This is a genomic window from Pseudoxanthomonas sp. CCNWLW251 (assembly GCF_037402255.1).
GTDB lineage: Bacteria > Pseudomonadota > Gammaproteobacteria > Xanthomonadales > Xanthomonadaceae > Pseudoxanthomonas_A.
Map to the genome: position 1 here is coordinate 39,995 of NZ_JBBEGA010000004.1, position 15,034 is coordinate 55,028.

The following is a 15,034-nucleotide window of genomic DNA, read 5'->3' on the forward strand; positions in this document are numbered from 1 at the left end:
CTGACGCGGCACTCCTGAGCAGCCAGCCTGGTGCTGGCGACTCGTCCACACGCGCTAGCAACTGCGCAGCCCTATAGTCCACCTATGCTCACCTTCGACGAAGTTACTGTTCGCCTAGACGAAGCTGAGGCCGCCATCCGTGATGGTCAGGTCGGCAGCAATCCGCACGAGTTCATCGAGACCCTCTGGGCCCAGCTACTCGAGGAGTCACCGCCTGAGTCAAAGGTCGAGGTCTATTCCCGCCTGCTGGAGCTTTCAGGCCTGCTCGGAATAAGGCGCACGACAGTTTCTGAGGAGCGATTGGCGGGCCCGCAGTGGGACATGTTCCTGGCTGCCCTTGAGGAGCTGCCCGACGCCACTCAGGACGAGCTGATCTTCTGGCGCGCCGTGGACCACGCGAAGGCACCGCTGATTGAGGGCGTGACAGAGGAAGATGGAGCCGTAATCGAAGCCGCCGTGCAGGCCGAGCTCAATCGCCGCGGTCTGGCCACCCCTGGGGACTTCGAACCTTAGTCAGCGCCTTCTGACGACCGCGGCGCCCCTGCCTGCAAGTGGGCCAGGACCTGGTCGACGGTCTGCCCGCCGAGAAACCGGCGACTCACGATCTTGCGCTCGCGCTGGCCCAGGGGACGTCCTAGCGCCTTGGCCAGCTCCGCAACACGCAGCGTCGAGCGGAGCTTACGGATCACGAGGTCGGTGTCTGCGTCGACTCCGTACTTTGCCAGCACCCCGGCAACCTCCCGCTCTAGGGGGGTGAGGTCGCCGATGGGGCTGATGTCGTCTTCTGGCTCGTTCATACGTCGCAGGATAGCCTTATCCAGTCCCGAAGGGAGAACCCCCCCGTGTGCTTCTCAGCCATGATCCAAGCCGACTACGAGAACTACATCCGCGAGTACGGCGCCGTCCTAAGCCTCGAGGACTTTGCGGCTAACGTCTGGCAGGGCCCGGTCGGTTCCCGCTCCAAGCTGCCCAAGGTCGTCGAAGACTGGTTCCGTACCCAGAAAGGCGACCAGGCTCAGGCTATCTGGCAGGAGATCGTTGCCAAGCGTGCCCAAAGGGAAACCGACCTGCAGCAAGAGCTCTTCAAACAGAAGAAGCGACTGGCAGACGCAGAGCGCACCCTCCAAACGAAGACCACCAAGAAGGCCCAGGAAGACCAGCGAATCGCGACCGACAAGATCAGCAAGCTGGTTCTGGATCTCAACGACCTGCAGCGCACTGAGCCTAAGCCGCGGGATGCCCGCTTCTTCCCAGGCATGTACGTGCCGGTGGTCGTGCAGGAGGGACAGCAGCGTCTCCTGAAGCCTATGCGGTACCAGTGCCGCCTACCCGGCTGGCAGGAGTTCATCGAGCGGAAGTATCCCGGGACGTACAACGCCAGGCGGGACAGCATCCCCAAAACGTGGAAGGAGCTGTTCGGCCAGAGGCACGGGATCATCGTGGTCAGCGCGTTCTACGAGAACGTAGAGCGACACAACATGGAACACAGGGAGTTGGCGCCGGGCGAGGCGTCCGAGAATGTGGTGCTGGAATTCCAGCCCAAGCCCCAGCAGGACATGATCATTGCCTGCCTGTGGAACGAGTCACCGACTGACGCCGGCCCTCTCCTGTCCTTCGCGGCGATCACGGACGAGCCGGCACCCGAGGTGGCTGCAGCTGGGCATGATCGGACGATCATCCAGATCAAGCCGGAAAACGTTGAGCGCTGGCTAACGCCCGAAGGTAGATCGTGGGACGAGCTGCAGGCCATCCTCGACGATCGGCCCGAGGCTTACTACGAACATCAGATTTCAAAGGCTGCGTGATGAAAAACGAAGAAGCAGTGGCGCGCATTCACGCCCTCGACGCTTGGGTTTCTCGCTACCCCAGATCAAACACTTTCCGGCAGTTCTGGAAAGACTACGATAAGCAAGATCTAGAGCTGGCGGCATTCCTATCCGATTCGGACCGCGGCACGTGGGATGAAGGAGTGCACAATGCGCTCAACATGCTCGGGGAAGGCATGGATACGAGCGGATTTATGTACAGCCGCGACAGACCTTACCGCCGTATCAATGAGGGCCCCAGCTATGGTGACGGGCGCGATGAACTGTTGGACGACCTCTACAAGACTGTCGCTCCTGATCCCAACTACGTCATGTCTGATGCGATCCGCGCAGTCTTCGATCCAATAAAAGAGCGCCTGCATTCTGAAGAATGGACAGGGAAGCCACGGCGCCAGCAACTCGACTGGCTAGACCGCGAGCTGCAAGATCTGATCAGCCGAATTCAGACCCCAAAAAGTGCTGCAATAGTGCACGCATACCTCTTTGACTTTGTTGACCAGTACGATGTGGAAGGCGCAGATTTAGATGCTCCCATTCCAGAGACGAATGTGACTAACAGTGGACTACCTAAGCTCTGAATGTTGAGTACGAGAGCGAATACACTTGATCTTTGAGCGCAACAACGATCACCAAACCGTGTGAACAGTAGTGTGCGATCTGGACAGCGATTTGGAAATCTCAACGGTCTGAGTACGTGCCATCCGAAACGATCGGCTTATACAAGGCTTCAATCTTCTTCTTTGCAATGTCTGCCTGCAAATTCAACTGATTGTTTTCTTGGTAAGGCCGCCACCAAAGCGCGTCGTCGAGCGTGAAGAGCCGACTGAGCCAGGCTTGATACATATCGGGGCGCTCAACAGCTAGATTTGGATGCTTCGCTAGATTTCGGCGTTGTTGATCCAGATCGTTGGCTACCTGAAGCACATCGTTCGCAAGCTTTGGAATCGTCTGCAGGACGCGCCCGTGCTCTTCAGAAAACAATGCGGCAGCGCGAAACCGCATCGCTAACAAACGAGATATTTTCTCTGAGGCTTTCTGATATCTGCCAATAACTGGGGCTATGTGACGGCGTGAGTGGAACTCTTCTACTGACTCCGTTGGCTCTTGCTCTAAGGCTGCGAGTTCTGATGCCAAAGGGAAATCCATTCTCATGTACTCGATCGCTTCGAAGCACTCGTATGAAAGAGCAAGAATTTCCTCCCCTAGCTGCATGGCTCTCTTTGACTTCGCTTCGAGACGCCAACTATTCAAGCCCGCTCGCGCAGCCCACATGAGACCCAGGGTGCCAATACCGGCAAGTAAGCTTCCGATCGCTGTTAACCATTCAAGGACACCCGGAGGCAATGAGACGACTTCTTGGATTACGACCATCACGTACCCCCGCTACCAGTCCCTGCGCGCGTTTCCTTGGCGCACTTACTTTAACTTCTTGCCTTCAGACAATTGGTCAAGCTTAAGCACGAGATCTTCTGCCCTAAGGTGAGTGTAGCGCTTGAGCATCTGCATCGACCTGTGCCCACTTATCGTCGCGACTTCTTGATCACTCAAGCCGGCCTCGACGAAGCGGCTGACTGCCTCGTGCCGGAGGTCATGGAAACGAAAATCCCCCAGCCCAATGGAATTCTTGAGGTCATTCCATGTCTTAGTGAAGGTATATGGCCTCCGTGTACCGTCGCGACCGGGCTCACCAAAAAAGACCAATTCACAGTTGAGCGGGCGGGTTGGGTTGGCAATGGCCGCGCGGAACACTTCGGCTGCACGCTTCGTAAGTGGCACGGTTCGAGCGCTGTGATTCTTGGTAAGGTCTAGACGTGCAAGTCGGCGTTGAACGTCCACCTGCCAAAGCTTAAGGCCGGTGATCTCGCTCGATCTCATGCCGGTCTCCAGCGCTATCTCGAAGATCCACTCAATCATTGGATTGGAGTGACTTGAGACGGCTTCACGCAATCTATTCTCTTCGTCTAACCGAAGACGGCGATTGCGCCCTTGGCCAGGAGTTGGCTTTCGTACGTTCGCAACGGGGTTTGCAGGCAATCCTATCTGCCATTCACGAATTGCGGTTGTGAAAAGATGGCCTAGTAGGGCAAGTTCTAGCCGTACCGTATTCGAGCTCAGAACCTTTGAGTTGCCCTCTCGGTCCTTTCTTGCAGCCACCGTCGTCAGGCGAAGGTCGCGGTAACGAGCGACCAACTCTGGTGTTATCGCTGCAAGCGAATACGAACCAAAGAATTGCCGGAGAGGTACCGCCTTCAGCTTTTCAGCTCGCTGCGACGTTGGCCTTTTTAAGGGCGTTACCTCTGACAGATAGCGATCAAGCGCCGCTCCGAATGTCAGCCTTCCTGAAGCAGCGCGATCAATAAAAAGTCCGCGGACCATTTCATCTTCGGTCCTGCGAGCCCAATCTTCAGCATCTCGCCGCAGGCGGAAAGTCTTGGCAGCAGTCGGCCACCCTACCTTCCTAACTAGCGCTTTCCAGCTACCCGAAGAGGTTTTAACTATGGTCGCCACTCAATACACCGGCCAAGAACTGTACCGAAAATGTACCAGCAGACCATGTAGAAAGGGAGGGCCGCACACAAGTGATTGATTTATCTGGTGGGCCCACCAGGACTCGAACCTGGAACCAAAGGATTATGAGTCCTCTGCTCTAACCATTGAGCTATAGGCCCCCAGCGCGAGGATTGTACCGGAGGCCACGGGTGCCGATGGCGCGTCGTCGGGTGCGGCGCGCAACGCCAGGGCGCGACTGAGGATCACCGGAGGCGTGGACTCCTCGGGAATGCGCAGCCATCCGGCAGCACGCAGGCGCTGGCCGACCATGGTCGATGCCGTCAGGACGTTGATGGGGATGGACAGGGCCATGCCCAGCACGACCGGCGCCATCCACGCCGCGAGCGCGGGCGACACCAGGTAGGCGACCACGCCGCTGCTCGCGCCGAACAACGTCAATCCCGCGTAGCGGCGCACGAGGCTGGCGAGGGGCACGCTGCCGTCGTCGCGGCGCTGCGTCTCCCAGCCGGAATCCTGTCCGGCCAGCACTTCCGCCACGCCACGCGACTGCACGTACATGGTGACGGGCGCCATCAATGCCGCCATCACGGTTTCCAGCAATGCGCTGCCGATGATGCGCAGCCCACCGCCGCACTGCCGACGCAACGCCGGCTGCACCAGTGTGGCCATGCAACCCATCACCTTGGGCGCCAGCAGTACCGTCATCGTGAAGTAGAAAACCCAAAGGAAGCGGGCGGGATCGCCACCGCGCCAGTAGAGCGCAGGCGTGAAGCCTTCCAGATGCGGTTGGCTCAGGTTGAAGCCGGCCTGCTGCAAGGGGATGGCCAGGCCGACCAGCATCAGCATGGCCCACATCGGCGCAGTGAAGTAGTGACCGATGCCGACCAGCAGATGCAGCCGATGCATGCGGTGCAGACCGCGCGCCGGCAGCACTGCGCCGTGCTGCAGATTGCCCTGGCACCAGCGGCGGTCGCGTACCAGCATGTCCGTGAGTGAAGGCGGTCCTTCCTCGTAACTGCCGCCCAACCCCGGCGCCATGTGGATGGCCCAGCCACCGCGACGAAGCAGCGCAGCCTCCACGAAATCATGGCTGAGCACGGCCCCCTCGAACGGTTTGCCGCCGCGAAGATGGGGCAGGCCGGCGTGCCTGGCGAACGCCGCGGTCCGGATGATGGCGTTGTGCCCCCAGTAGTTGCCTTCCGCGCCATGCCACCAGGCGATGCCATGCGCGACCACCGGGCCATACACACGGCCGGCGAACTGCTGCATGCGCGCGAAGAACGTGCGCCCATTGACGATCATCGGCAGCGTCTGGATCAGTGCAACGCTGGCGTTGCGTTCCATCGCACCCGCCAGACGGACCAGGGTGTCGCCGGTCATCAGGCTGTCGGCATCCAGGATCAGCATCTGCGGATACGCGCCGCCGAAACGTCGCACCCACTCCGCGATGTTGCCCGCCTTGCGTTCCGCGTTTTCGCGGCGACGGCGGTAGAACACACGTGCATCGGCACCCAGCCTGCGCCGCAGAGCCCGGACGGCCGCCACTTCCTGATGCCCAACTTCCGGGCGCGTGGTGTCGCTGAGGATGAAGAAGTCGAAGCGATCCCCTTGTCCCGTACCTTGCAGCGACTCATGCATCGCATGCAGGCCGGCCAGCACGCGATGCGGGTCTTCGTTGTAGGTCGGCAGCAGCAGGGCCGTGCGCGTCGATAGCTCGGGAAGCGCCGCCGCGTCATCGATGCCGAGTGGATGCGGGCGTCGACGCAACAGCAGCACGAAGCCAGCCAGTGCGCTGGAGAACGACAGCGCGATCCAGGCGAACAGCGCAACAAACAACGCAAGCAGCACGCCCTCCAGCACATTGATGCCGTCCCCGCGCAATACCCACCAGATCTGGTAGGTCGCGAACAGGGTCAGCGCGATCGCAGTACCCACTACCAGCGCACGCCGCCGCCTGATGGCGGGGGGCGATGTGGGCAGCGCTCTTGACGACAGACGGCCTGTCCGCAGGTCCTGTACCGGCATGGCAAGCGGCGACTCGGGGGGCAGCCACTCCTGCCGAAGCGGATCATCCACGCGATGTGTGTTCATGGTCAGGTGCTCCACCGGTACAGCCAGGTTTCGGATAACGGCACGTGCCCCTCCAGCACGCGCGCATGCAGTTCCACGTCACGTCCATCCGTGTTCCCTGTCTGGGGACGGAATTCAAAGCTCAACCGCCAGCCCCGCGTCTCCGGATTCGGATAGACCACCGCACCGACGATGTCGCCCTTCGCCGCCCACACATCCGGTGTCAGCTTCGCATCACGCGGCAGCGAGGCCAGGCGGCCGCCATCCAGATCGATCACCACCAGTCGACGCGCAGGATCAGGCGCCGCGCCAATGCGCGTGTCGGTGACGACGGCCAGGTCAGCGTCCCACTGATGCCAGTCGCACCAGTGCATGCGGTAGTCGAAGCGGTATTCGCGCCCCGCACGCAGCGGCGCGGCGGGCCGCCAGAACGCCACGATGTTGTCGTGGTATTCGTCGCCGGTGGGAATCTCCACCAGCGTGACGGCACCTCTTCCCCAATTTCCCCTGGGTTCGATCCAGAGACTGGGTCGCTGGTGGTAACGCGCCTCGATATCGGCATAGTCACCAAAGCCACGCTTGCGCTGCATCAGGCCGAAGCCGCGGGGATCGGCATCGGCGAACGCACTGTGCTGGACCCGCGGCGGGTTGCTCAGCGGACGCCAGATCTGTTCGCCGTGCCCGTTGAAGATGGCCAGCCCATCCGAATCGTGCACGGCCGGACGGTAGTCGTCGGTCCCCACGCGATCACCGGCATCGAACTCGAACATGCTGGTCAACGGCGCGATGCCGGCATGCGCCAGGTCCACGCGGGGATAGAGGCGCGACTGCACGTCGATGGCGGTTTCGCCACCCGGGCGGATCACGAAACGGAATGCGCCCGTCACGCTGGGACTGTCGAGCAACGCATGCACAACCAAATGCTTCGCGCCTGCCGAAGGCTGTTCGATCCAGAAGGCACGGAACAGCGGGAACTCCTCCGCGCCCGCGTCGCCACTGCCCAACGCCAGTCCCCGTGCGGAGAGACCATATGCGTGCCCCTTGCCCAGCGCGCGGAAATAGCTGGCGCCCAGGAATGCGATCAGTTCGTCGAACACGTCCGGCTGGTTGAGCGGCGCATGCACGCGGAAGCCGGCAAACCCGAGCGCGGGGTCCCGCGGCGGCGTCACCCCTTCCGGAAAGTCGAACAGGTCGGGGGAGTAGGTGATCGGTTCGGCAAGCCCCTCGTGCACGCGCCACAGCTCGACGCGCTGCTTGAACAGGAAGCCCCGATGGAACATCTGCACCCGAAACGGCAGCGCCTCCTTGCGCCAGATCGCCTGCGCGGGATCGAAGCGTATGTCGCGGTAGCCGTCATAGCCGACATCCAGTGACACCGGCAGGGTTTCATCGGGTGCGCGATAGGGCTGGCGCGCCAGCGTCCGTGCAAGCCTTGGAACCGTTTCCAGTGAGAAGTGGCCTGGCGTGGCGCCTGCCGTGACGCTCGCCTGTGCCCATACACGAGGCATCGCGCCCCATGCCGCCAACGCGATGGCGCCCTTCAATACCTGTCTGCGCTCCACGCCTTTCCCATGACAACGGGTGTCTCGTTCATTCTAGATCGCGTGATGTGAGCGGAATGACAAGACCACGCACTGCGCACAATGCGCGGGTACGCCATGCACCAAAAAGAAACGCGGCCCACCAGGGCCGCGTTTCATTGGTGCAAACGCAGAGGTTCCGCTGCGTCAATCGATGTCGAGGAAGCTGCGCAGCTGTTCCGAACGCGACGGATGACGCAGCTTGCGCAGTGCCTTGGCTTCTATCTGGCGGATGCGCTCGCGGGTCACGTCGAACTGCTTGCCGACCTCTTCCAGCGTGTGATCGGTGTTCATGTCGATGCCGAAACGCATGCGCAGCACCTTGGCTTCCCGCGGGGTCAGGCCGGCGAGCACGTCGCGGACCGTTTCCGACAGGTTGATGTTGGTGGTGTTCTCGATCGGGGACTCCACGTTGGTGTCCTCGATGAAGTCGCCCAGGTGGGAATCCTCATCGTCGCCGATCGGCGTCTCCATGGAGATCGGTTCCTTCGCGATCTTCATCACCTTGCGGATCTTGTCCTCCGGCATGTCCATTTCTTTCGCCAGTTCTTCCGGCGTGGCCTCGCGGCCGTACTGCTGGAGCATCTGGCGCGAGATGCGGTTGAGCTTGTTGATCGTCTCGATCATGTGCACCGGGATGCGGATGGTGCGCGCCTGGTCGGCGATCGAGCGGGTGATGGCCTGGCGGATCCACCAGGTGGCATAGGTCGAGAACTTGTAACCGCGACGGTATTCGAACTTGTCCACCGCCTTCATCAGGCCGATGTTGCCTTCCTGGATCAGGTCGAGGAACTGCAGGCCGCGGTTGGTGTACTTCTTGGCGATGGAGATGACCAGGCGCAGGTTGGCCTCGACCATTTCCTTCTTCGCCTTGCGTGCCTTGGCTTCGCCATAGGCCATCGCGCGGCTGATTTCCTTGATGTCGGCCAGCGTCAGGTACATCGCCTGTTCGACGGCGATGGTGGCTTCCTGCTCGGCGACGATCTGTTCCCTGACGTCACGCAGGCCCGACGACCACTTCTGCTTGCGCTTCAACACCTCGTCCACCCAGCCCAGGTTGGTCTGGTTGCCTTCCCACGCGCGCAGGAACTCCTTGCGCGGCATCTTGGCGACATTGGCGCACAGGTGCAGCACGCGGCGCTCATGGTCCTTGACCTGAGCCACGACCTCACGCAGCTTGCGTACCAGCGTGTCGGTCAGCGGAAGCGGCAGCTTCAGGGTGACGAAGGTCTCGCCCAGTTCGGTGCGCAGCTTGACCACGGCCTTGTTCTCGGGGCCGTTCTTCGCATAGGACTTCTTGAACTTGGCGTAGCCGTCGGCCAGCACCTGCATGCGACGCGCGACTTCTTCCGGATCCGGGCCGGTCGGGCCCGCTTCCTCGGCCACATCGTCGGCGGCTTCTTCTTCATCGTCGGCGGCATCGTCGGCGGCTTCGACGGTTTCCTCGGCCACCGGCACTTCCGGCGCCGGCTCCTCGACATCGTTGAAACCGACGATGACCTCGGCCAGGCGCTTCTTGCCCGCCTTGTGCAGCTCGTAGTCTTCCAGCAACAGCTCGATCGACCACGGGAAGTTGCCGAGCGACGCCTGCACCTGGCCCAGGCCTTCCTCGATGCGCTTGGCGATGGCGATTTCGCCTTCGCGCGTCAGCAGCTCGACGGTGCCCATCTCGCGCATGTACATGCGCACCGGGTCGGTGGTGCGACCACCTTCGGTATCCAGCGAAGTGAGCGCCGCGGCGGCTTCTTCGGCCGCGGTTTCGTCGACTTCGCGGTTGCCGGTGTTGCCATCGGCAAGCAGGAGGGTTTCGGCATCGGGAGCGACTTCATGGACATCGATGCCCATGCCGTTGATCATGCCGATGATGTCTTCGATCTGTTCCGGATCGACCAGGTCGTCGGGAAGGTGATCGTTGACTTCGGCGTAAGTCAGATAGCCCTGCTCCAGGCCCTTGCTGATCAAGAGCTTGATGTCGGACTGCTGCGCAGGACGTTCGTTGGCCATCGAGGTTGCGCCACCGGGAAGAGGAAAGGGAGAACCCCGTATTATACCAGCCCGGACCGGCTTGGGTTCCTGAAGCCTGTCTCCCGGCAAGGGGAGAACGTCACGGGCGGAGCAGGAAGGTCACGGGCCCGTCATTGACGAGGCTGATCACCATATGGGCGCCGAAACGCCCGGTTTCCACCCTGCCGGCGTGCTTTTCTCGGCAGATGTCGACCAGCCGGTTGAAGCCCTGTTCAGCCTCGGCGGGCGGGGCCGCGGTGGTGAAGCTGGGCCGCATGCCCGAACGGGTATCGGCGGCCAACGTGAACTGGCTGACCAGCAGCAGTCCGCCCTTCGTATTCGCCAGGGAGTGGTTCATGCGCCCTGCCTCGTCGGCGAAGACCCGGTAACCCAGCAGACGGTCGGCCATGCGGGCGATCTGCGCCTCGCCATCTCCTGGTTCCACCCCCACCAAGGCCAGCAGACCGGCGTCGATGGCCCCCACGACGGTGTCGTCGACCGCGACGCTCGCCCGGGTCACACGCTGGATCAGGGAAAGCATGGGATGGGTCCGGATGGCATGAAGGGAAGAACAGGATACCGGGGGCGCCGTCCCGCACTGGCAAGGGCGGCACGCCGGTTGGCTACACTCGGCGGATGAAACCGGACACCCTCGCCGCCTTCGGCTACCACGCCGCCGCCTTCATCGGGCGCCTCCCCTGGCCTTGGCTGCGCGCACTGGGAGATGCGATGGCCTGGGCGTGGCGGCGGTTCGACGTGCGCGAAAGCCGGGTGGCCCGCCGCAATCTGGAGATCGCCTATCCGGACCTGCTGCCGGGACAGCGGGACGAATTGCACGCCGCCATCCTGCGCACGACCGCGCGGCAGGCATTGGAAACGCTGCGCTTCTGGACGCGGCCGGCAGGCGAGAACCTGGCCTGCCTGCGCGAGCGTCACGGCGAAGCGCTGTACGACGAAGCGCTGGCCAGTGGCAATGGCGTGATCGTCGCTGCGCCCCACTTCGGCAACTGGGAGCTGCTCAACCAGTGGCTGGCCTCGCGCGGCCCGATCGCCATCGTCTACCGCCCGCCTGAGTCGCCGGCGGGTGACGCCTTCCTGCTGCGGGTACGTGGAGCGGACAACATCCGCCAGGTGCGTGCGGAGGGCCCCGCCGTGCGCCAGCTGTGGAAGGTACTGAAGGATGGGGGTGCGGTGGGTATCCTGCCCGACCAGCAACCCAAGATGGGCGACGGCGAATTCGCGCCGTTCTTCGGCAAGCCTGCGCTGACCATGACGCTGGTGTCGCGCTTGGCCGAGCGCACGGGGGCGACGGTGCTGTTCGCCTGGTGTGAACGCATCGGTCCGGGGCCGGACTTCGCGCTGCACGTGGAGCGCGCACCCGCAGCGATCGCCGATACGGACGCCGTGACGGCCGTGACAGCACTCAACCAGGCCGTCGAGCGGATCGCGCGTCGCGATCCGGCTCAGTACCAGTGGACCTACAAACGCTATACCCTGCGGCCGGAAGGCAGTGGCGAGGGCAATCCCTACCACTGAGGGGAATACACGGGGGAAGACGATGCGGATGCGGAGATGGCTGGCCGGGATAGTGGCTGGCGCGCTGGTGCTGCCGGCGTGGGCGGCCGAGGACATGGCCACGATGAACGACGTGAGCCGCGCATGGGATCGCTACGCGGCGCTCAGCAGCCAGGACAATGCCGAGGCGGCAGACCTGCTGGCCACGTCCAGCGAAGACCACTTCGCGTTCCTGCGCGACCTGGCCTTGTATGCGTCCCCCGGACAGCTCCGCCGCTTGCCCAGCCTGGATCGGGTTCTGGTGTACCTGCTGCGGGCCACCCAGGCGGATGAAGTGCTGCAGGCGATGGACGGGCGCGCGGTGGCTGCACTGTGCTTCACCCGCGGCTGGATCGGCGTCGAACCGGCGTCCGAAGACGCGCCGATCCTGGCACTGAGCAACGTCACCGTAGTAGGGGACGAGGCCGTGGGCGAGATCGGATCGCCGACCGAGACCCAGTTCCAGTTCGGCCCCATCTTGGCCCGCGAAGACGGCCGCTGGCGGTACCGCTACGAATCGATGGTGATGGATGCGTCGACGCTGATGGACCAGTCCTTCCGGCAGGCCGGCATCGGCGACGTCCAGGCCATGGAGATGTCGATCTCGGCGATGCTCGAGTCCGAAGCGCCAGCCTTGGCGACGCTGGACCGCGCGCCGTTGGACGACGCGGCCATCCGGACCCGCCTCAACGAGGATTGGCCCGACTACATGCACAGCTATCGGCTGCGCGTGCAGGCGATGCGGCAGAAGGCCGCGGACGGCGACCTCCTTGCCCAGTTCGGAGTCGGCTCCCTGCTCTACAGCGGCGCGATGCCGCAACTGGCGCCGAAAGACGAAGCCGAGGGCCTGGCCTGGCTGGAGAAGGCAAGCGAAGGCGGCCACGCGCAGGCGGCGTGGGTCGCATCGAACGCGATTCCGCAGCGTGGCAAATTCTCCGAGGAGTCGCTGGCCCGTGCACTGCCGCACCTGCAACGCGCTGCTGCGCACGGGCGCGAACCGATGGCCCTGCTCGGCATGGCCAACTACTACTTCGAGGGCGTGGCCGGGCTGCCGCGCGATTGCAAGCAGGCGGCCGATTGGGCCACCCGCGCCGAAGAAGCTGGGGCGAAGCAGGCACGCAACGAACGCGTATGGATCTGGGCGACCTGTCCTGTCGCCGGCCAGCGCGATCCGGCCAAAGCGCTGGAACTGGCCCAGTTCATGATCCGGCGCAAGGACGAACTGAATTGGCATGAACTGGATACGGTGGCCAGCGCGCTGGCCGCCAACCGGGACTTCGAGCAGGCCGTCCCGTTCCAGCTGCTGGCGCTCGAGAAGCTGGCCGCCGACACCGAGCTGACGGAAGACAAGCGCGCGGGCACCAGGAAACGGATGACGGCGCGCTTGAGCCGGTACCGCAATGGCAACGACTATGTGCTGGACTATCGTGCGATAGATGAGATCAGGGCAGGACGGATGTGATGCATATGGAGCCTGAATCCGCTGCGGGTGCGCCAGACTGGCAATCGCTGCCGCCCCGCGGCGCCTGGCTGGCCGCGCTGGGCGGTGCTGCCCTGATGTTCCCGCTGGCGATCCCTGCTTTCTTCATCTCCCGGGCCACTGACGTCGTGTCGCCCTGGCTTGCCGTTCCGGCAGCGGCGCTGGCCGGCGCCTTGATCGGCGCGTGGGTCGCGGTCAAGCGCCATCGGCGCACCCGCTGGCGCCTGGACGACCAGGGTTTCGCGTTGCGTCGCGGTAACTGGTGGCAGAGCGAGACCCACGTGCCCATTTCGCGCGTGCAGCACCTGGATCTCAAGCGGGGACCGCTCGAACGCAGCGCACGCCTGTCGACCCTGGTGGTGCATACCGCAGGCACGCGGATGGCGGCGGTTTCCGTGTCGGGGCTGGATGCAGAGGACGCGGAGCGCCTGCGCGAACGCCTTGCCACGCAGGTCGACCACGACGACGCGCTGTGATGGATGGCGCCGTGCAAACCGATGCTCCCGACGAACGCCGCCTGCACCCCTGGTCATGGCTGTTCGTGCTGCTGCAACAACTCAAGCAGCTCATCTTTCCGCTGGTCGCGCTGGTGGTGTTCGGTGCCCGCAAGAGCAGTGGCGATGGCGACGTCTGGGCGTCGCTCGCACCCATCATCGGCATCGCCGTGCTGGTGGTGCTGGCAATCCTGCAGTACTTCACCTATCGCTACACGATCGGGCGCGATGGCCTGACGGTGCGCGAAGGCCTGTTGCACCGCTCGCGACGGGAGATCCCGTTCTCGCGCATCCACAACGTGGTGGTCCACCAGTCGCTGCTGCACCGCATGTTCGGCGTCGCAGAGGTGCGGCTCGAGTCTGCGGGAGGACAGAAGCCGGAAGCCCAAATGCGGGTCCTTGGCCTGCACGACGCGCTGGCCCTGGAAAACCTGGTGCGGCATCAGGCGCATGGCACGGCCGCCCACGAGGCGCCGGGTACGACGGGCGCAGCACACCCGGCCGACACCACACTTCTGTCACTCTCGACACGGGAAGTCATCAGGCTTGGCCTGATCTCCAACCGCGGCATGATCGTGGTCGCCGCGGGCTTCGGTGCCGCGTGGCAGATCCTGCCGGAGAAGATGATCGAGCAGTTCTTCCGCCAGGGTGCGAAACAGGCTTACGGCTATGCCGAGCAACTGCATCTGGGCTGGCTCGCGGGCGCGGCCAGCGTCGTCGCGCTCGTCATCCTCGCGCTGGGCCTGGTCCGGGCCTTGTCCGTCGTGCTGGCACTGCTGCAGTTCCACGGCTTCCGGCTGACAGAAGATGCACGCCGCCTGATGGTGGAACGCGGCCTGCTTGCGCGCCTGCGCACCAGCGTTGCGCGCCGGCGCATCCAGGCATGGACCATCCATGAGGGCGTGCTGCACCGGGTGTTCCACCGCCGCTCGCTGCGCATCGATACCGCCGTCGCCGAGAAGGCAGGCCAACAGGACACGCGCGCACTGAAGGACGTGGCCCCCGTCGCGTCGCCAGACGCGTGCGATGCACTCGTGCGGCACCTGCTGCCGCATGTGGAATGGCCGCGCGAGGACTGGCAGCCCGTCGAAGACTCCGCACGCTGGCGCTTGTTGCTGCCGTCGCTGGCCCTGCTGGTACCGGTCACCGCGCTCGCAGCGTGGCACGTCGGCCATTGGGCCTGGCTGGGGCTCGCATGGTTCGCCTTCGCCGCGTACGCCGCACACCGGCAGGCGCAGCGCATGGGCTGGGCCCTGGACAATCACGTCGTGGCGGTGCGCAGTGGCTGGTGGTCACGCTACTGGCGCTTTGCCGAGATCGACAAACTGCAGGCGTTGCGCCTGTCGCGCTCGCCCCTCGACCACGCCTGCGGCACCGCCACGCTCTGGCTGGATACGGCGGGCGCGAGCGGGATCGCCGCACCGCTGTGCCTGCGCTTCGTACGTTTCGAAGACGTGGCCATTGTTTATGATCGCCTGCGTGGCACATTGGCGGCTCGCCGCCTGACATGGTGAA

Annotated in this window: 14 protein-coding genes and 1 tRNA gene; 7 read left to right on the top strand and 8 right to left on the bottom strand. The window is 63.6% G+C overall.

Annotation, left to right across the window (positions count from 1 at the left end):
* Positions 1-84: 84 nt before the first annotated feature.
* Positions 85-513 carry a hypothetical protein gene (locus WBN46_RS15055; RefSeq protein ID WP_337732263.1) on the top strand — a complete coding sequence of 143 codons (429 nt, stop codon included), beginning with the start codon at positions 85-87 and terminating at the stop codon, positions 511-513.
* Here the strand turns inward: WBN46_RS15055 and WBN46_RS15060 are convergent.
* Entirely contained in the window at positions 510-797 is a 288-nt protein-coding gene (locus WBN46_RS15060) for a hypothetical protein (RefSeq protein WP_337732264.1), read from the bottom strand. The genes WBN46_RS15055 and WBN46_RS15060 overlap by 4 nt on opposite strands.
* A 60-nt stretch (positions 798-857) precedes the next feature.
* Between WBN46_RS15060 and WBN46_RS15065 the strand changes: the two genes are divergently transcribed.
* The gene (locus WBN46_RS15065; RefSeq protein WP_337732265.1) at positions 858-1,805 is read left to right on the top strand and encodes an SOS response-associated peptidase family protein; all 948 of its coding nucleotides are present in this window, start codon (positions 858-860) and stop codon (positions 1,803-1,805) included.
* Positions 1,805-2,404, top strand: coding sequence for a hypothetical protein (locus WBN46_RS15070; RefSeq protein ID WP_337732266.1), 600 nt, complete (start codon positions 1,805-1,807; stop codon positions 2,402-2,404). The genes WBN46_RS15065 and WBN46_RS15070 overlap by 1 nt, the downstream gene beginning before the upstream one ends.
* 100 nt (positions 2,405-2,504) lie before the next feature.
* Here the strand turns inward: WBN46_RS15070 and WBN46_RS15075 are convergent, their stop codons facing one another.
* The 7 genes from WBN46_RS15075 to dtd form a co-directional block, all read right to left on the bottom strand.
* Positions 2,505-3,197 (bottom strand): hypothetical protein, encoded by a 693-nt coding sequence (locus tag WBN46_RS15075; protein WP_337732267.1) that lies wholly within the window; start codon positions 3,195-3,197, stop codon positions 2,505-2,507.
* A 45-nt stretch (positions 3,198-3,242) separates the two neighbouring features.
* Complete coding sequence (locus WBN46_RS15080) at positions 3,243-4,202, bottom strand: site-specific integrase (RefSeq protein ID WP_337732268.1); 960 nt, start codon at positions 4,200-4,202, stop codon at positions 3,243-3,245.
* A gap of 217 nt (positions 4,203-4,419) precedes the next feature.
* Positions 4,420-4,495 (bottom strand) — tRNA-Ile (locus tag WBN46_RS15085).
* Positions 4,458-6,428, bottom strand: a complete 1,971-nt coding sequence (gene mdoH / locus WBN46_RS15090) for a glucans biosynthesis glucosyltransferase MdoH (RefSeq protein WP_337732529.1) — start codon at positions 6,426-6,428, stop codon at positions 4,458-4,460. The genes WBN46_RS15085 and mdoH overlap by 38 nt, the downstream gene beginning before the upstream one ends.
* Before the next feature lie 2 nt (positions 6,429-6,430).
* The gene (locus tag WBN46_RS15095) at positions 6,431-7,969 is read right to left on the bottom strand and encodes a glucan biosynthesis protein G (RefSeq protein WP_337732269.1); all 1,539 of its coding nucleotides are present in this window, start codon (positions 7,967-7,969) and stop codon (positions 6,431-6,433) included.
* Between the two features lie 165 nt (positions 7,970-8,134).
* Positions 8,135-9,991, bottom strand: coding sequence for an RNA polymerase sigma factor RpoD (gene rpoD / locus WBN46_RS15100; protein WP_337732271.1), 1,857 nt, complete (start codon positions 9,989-9,991; stop codon positions 8,135-8,137).
* A 100-nt stretch (positions 9,992-10,091) separates the two neighbouring features.
* The gene (gene dtd, locus WBN46_RS15105; protein WP_337732272.1) at positions 10,092-10,532 is read right to left on the bottom strand and encodes a D-aminoacyl-tRNA deacylase; all 441 of its coding nucleotides are present in this window, start codon (positions 10,530-10,532) and stop codon (positions 10,092-10,094) included.
* A 95-nt stretch (positions 10,533-10,627) separates the two neighbouring features.
* Here dtd and WBN46_RS15110 point away from each other — a divergent pair, with 95 nt between their 5' ends.
* Genes WBN46_RS15110 through WBN46_RS15125 form a run of 4 tightly spaced genes read left to right on the top strand, consistent with a single transcriptional unit; the run spans position 10,628 to position 15,033 of the window.
* Complete coding sequence (locus WBN46_RS15110; RefSeq protein WP_337732273.1) at positions 10,628-11,527, top strand: lauroyl acyltransferase; 900 nt, start codon at positions 10,628-10,630, stop codon at positions 11,525-11,527.
* 22 nt (positions 11,528-11,549) lie between these two features.
* Entirely contained in the window at positions 11,550-13,007 is a 1,458-nt protein-coding gene (locus WBN46_RS15115) for a hypothetical protein (protein ID WP_337732274.1), read from the top strand.
* Positions 13,007-13,501, top strand: a complete 495-nt coding sequence (locus WBN46_RS15120) for a PH domain-containing protein (protein WP_337732275.1) — start codon at positions 13,007-13,009, stop codon at positions 13,499-13,501. The genes WBN46_RS15115 and WBN46_RS15120 overlap by 1 nt, the downstream gene beginning before the upstream one ends.
* Positions 13,502-13,512: 11 nt before the next feature.
* Complete coding sequence (locus WBN46_RS15125) at positions 13,513-15,033, top strand: PH domain-containing protein (RefSeq protein WP_337732276.1); 1,521 nt, start codon at positions 13,513-13,515, stop codon at positions 15,031-15,033.
* Position 15,034: the final 1 nt, after the last annotated feature.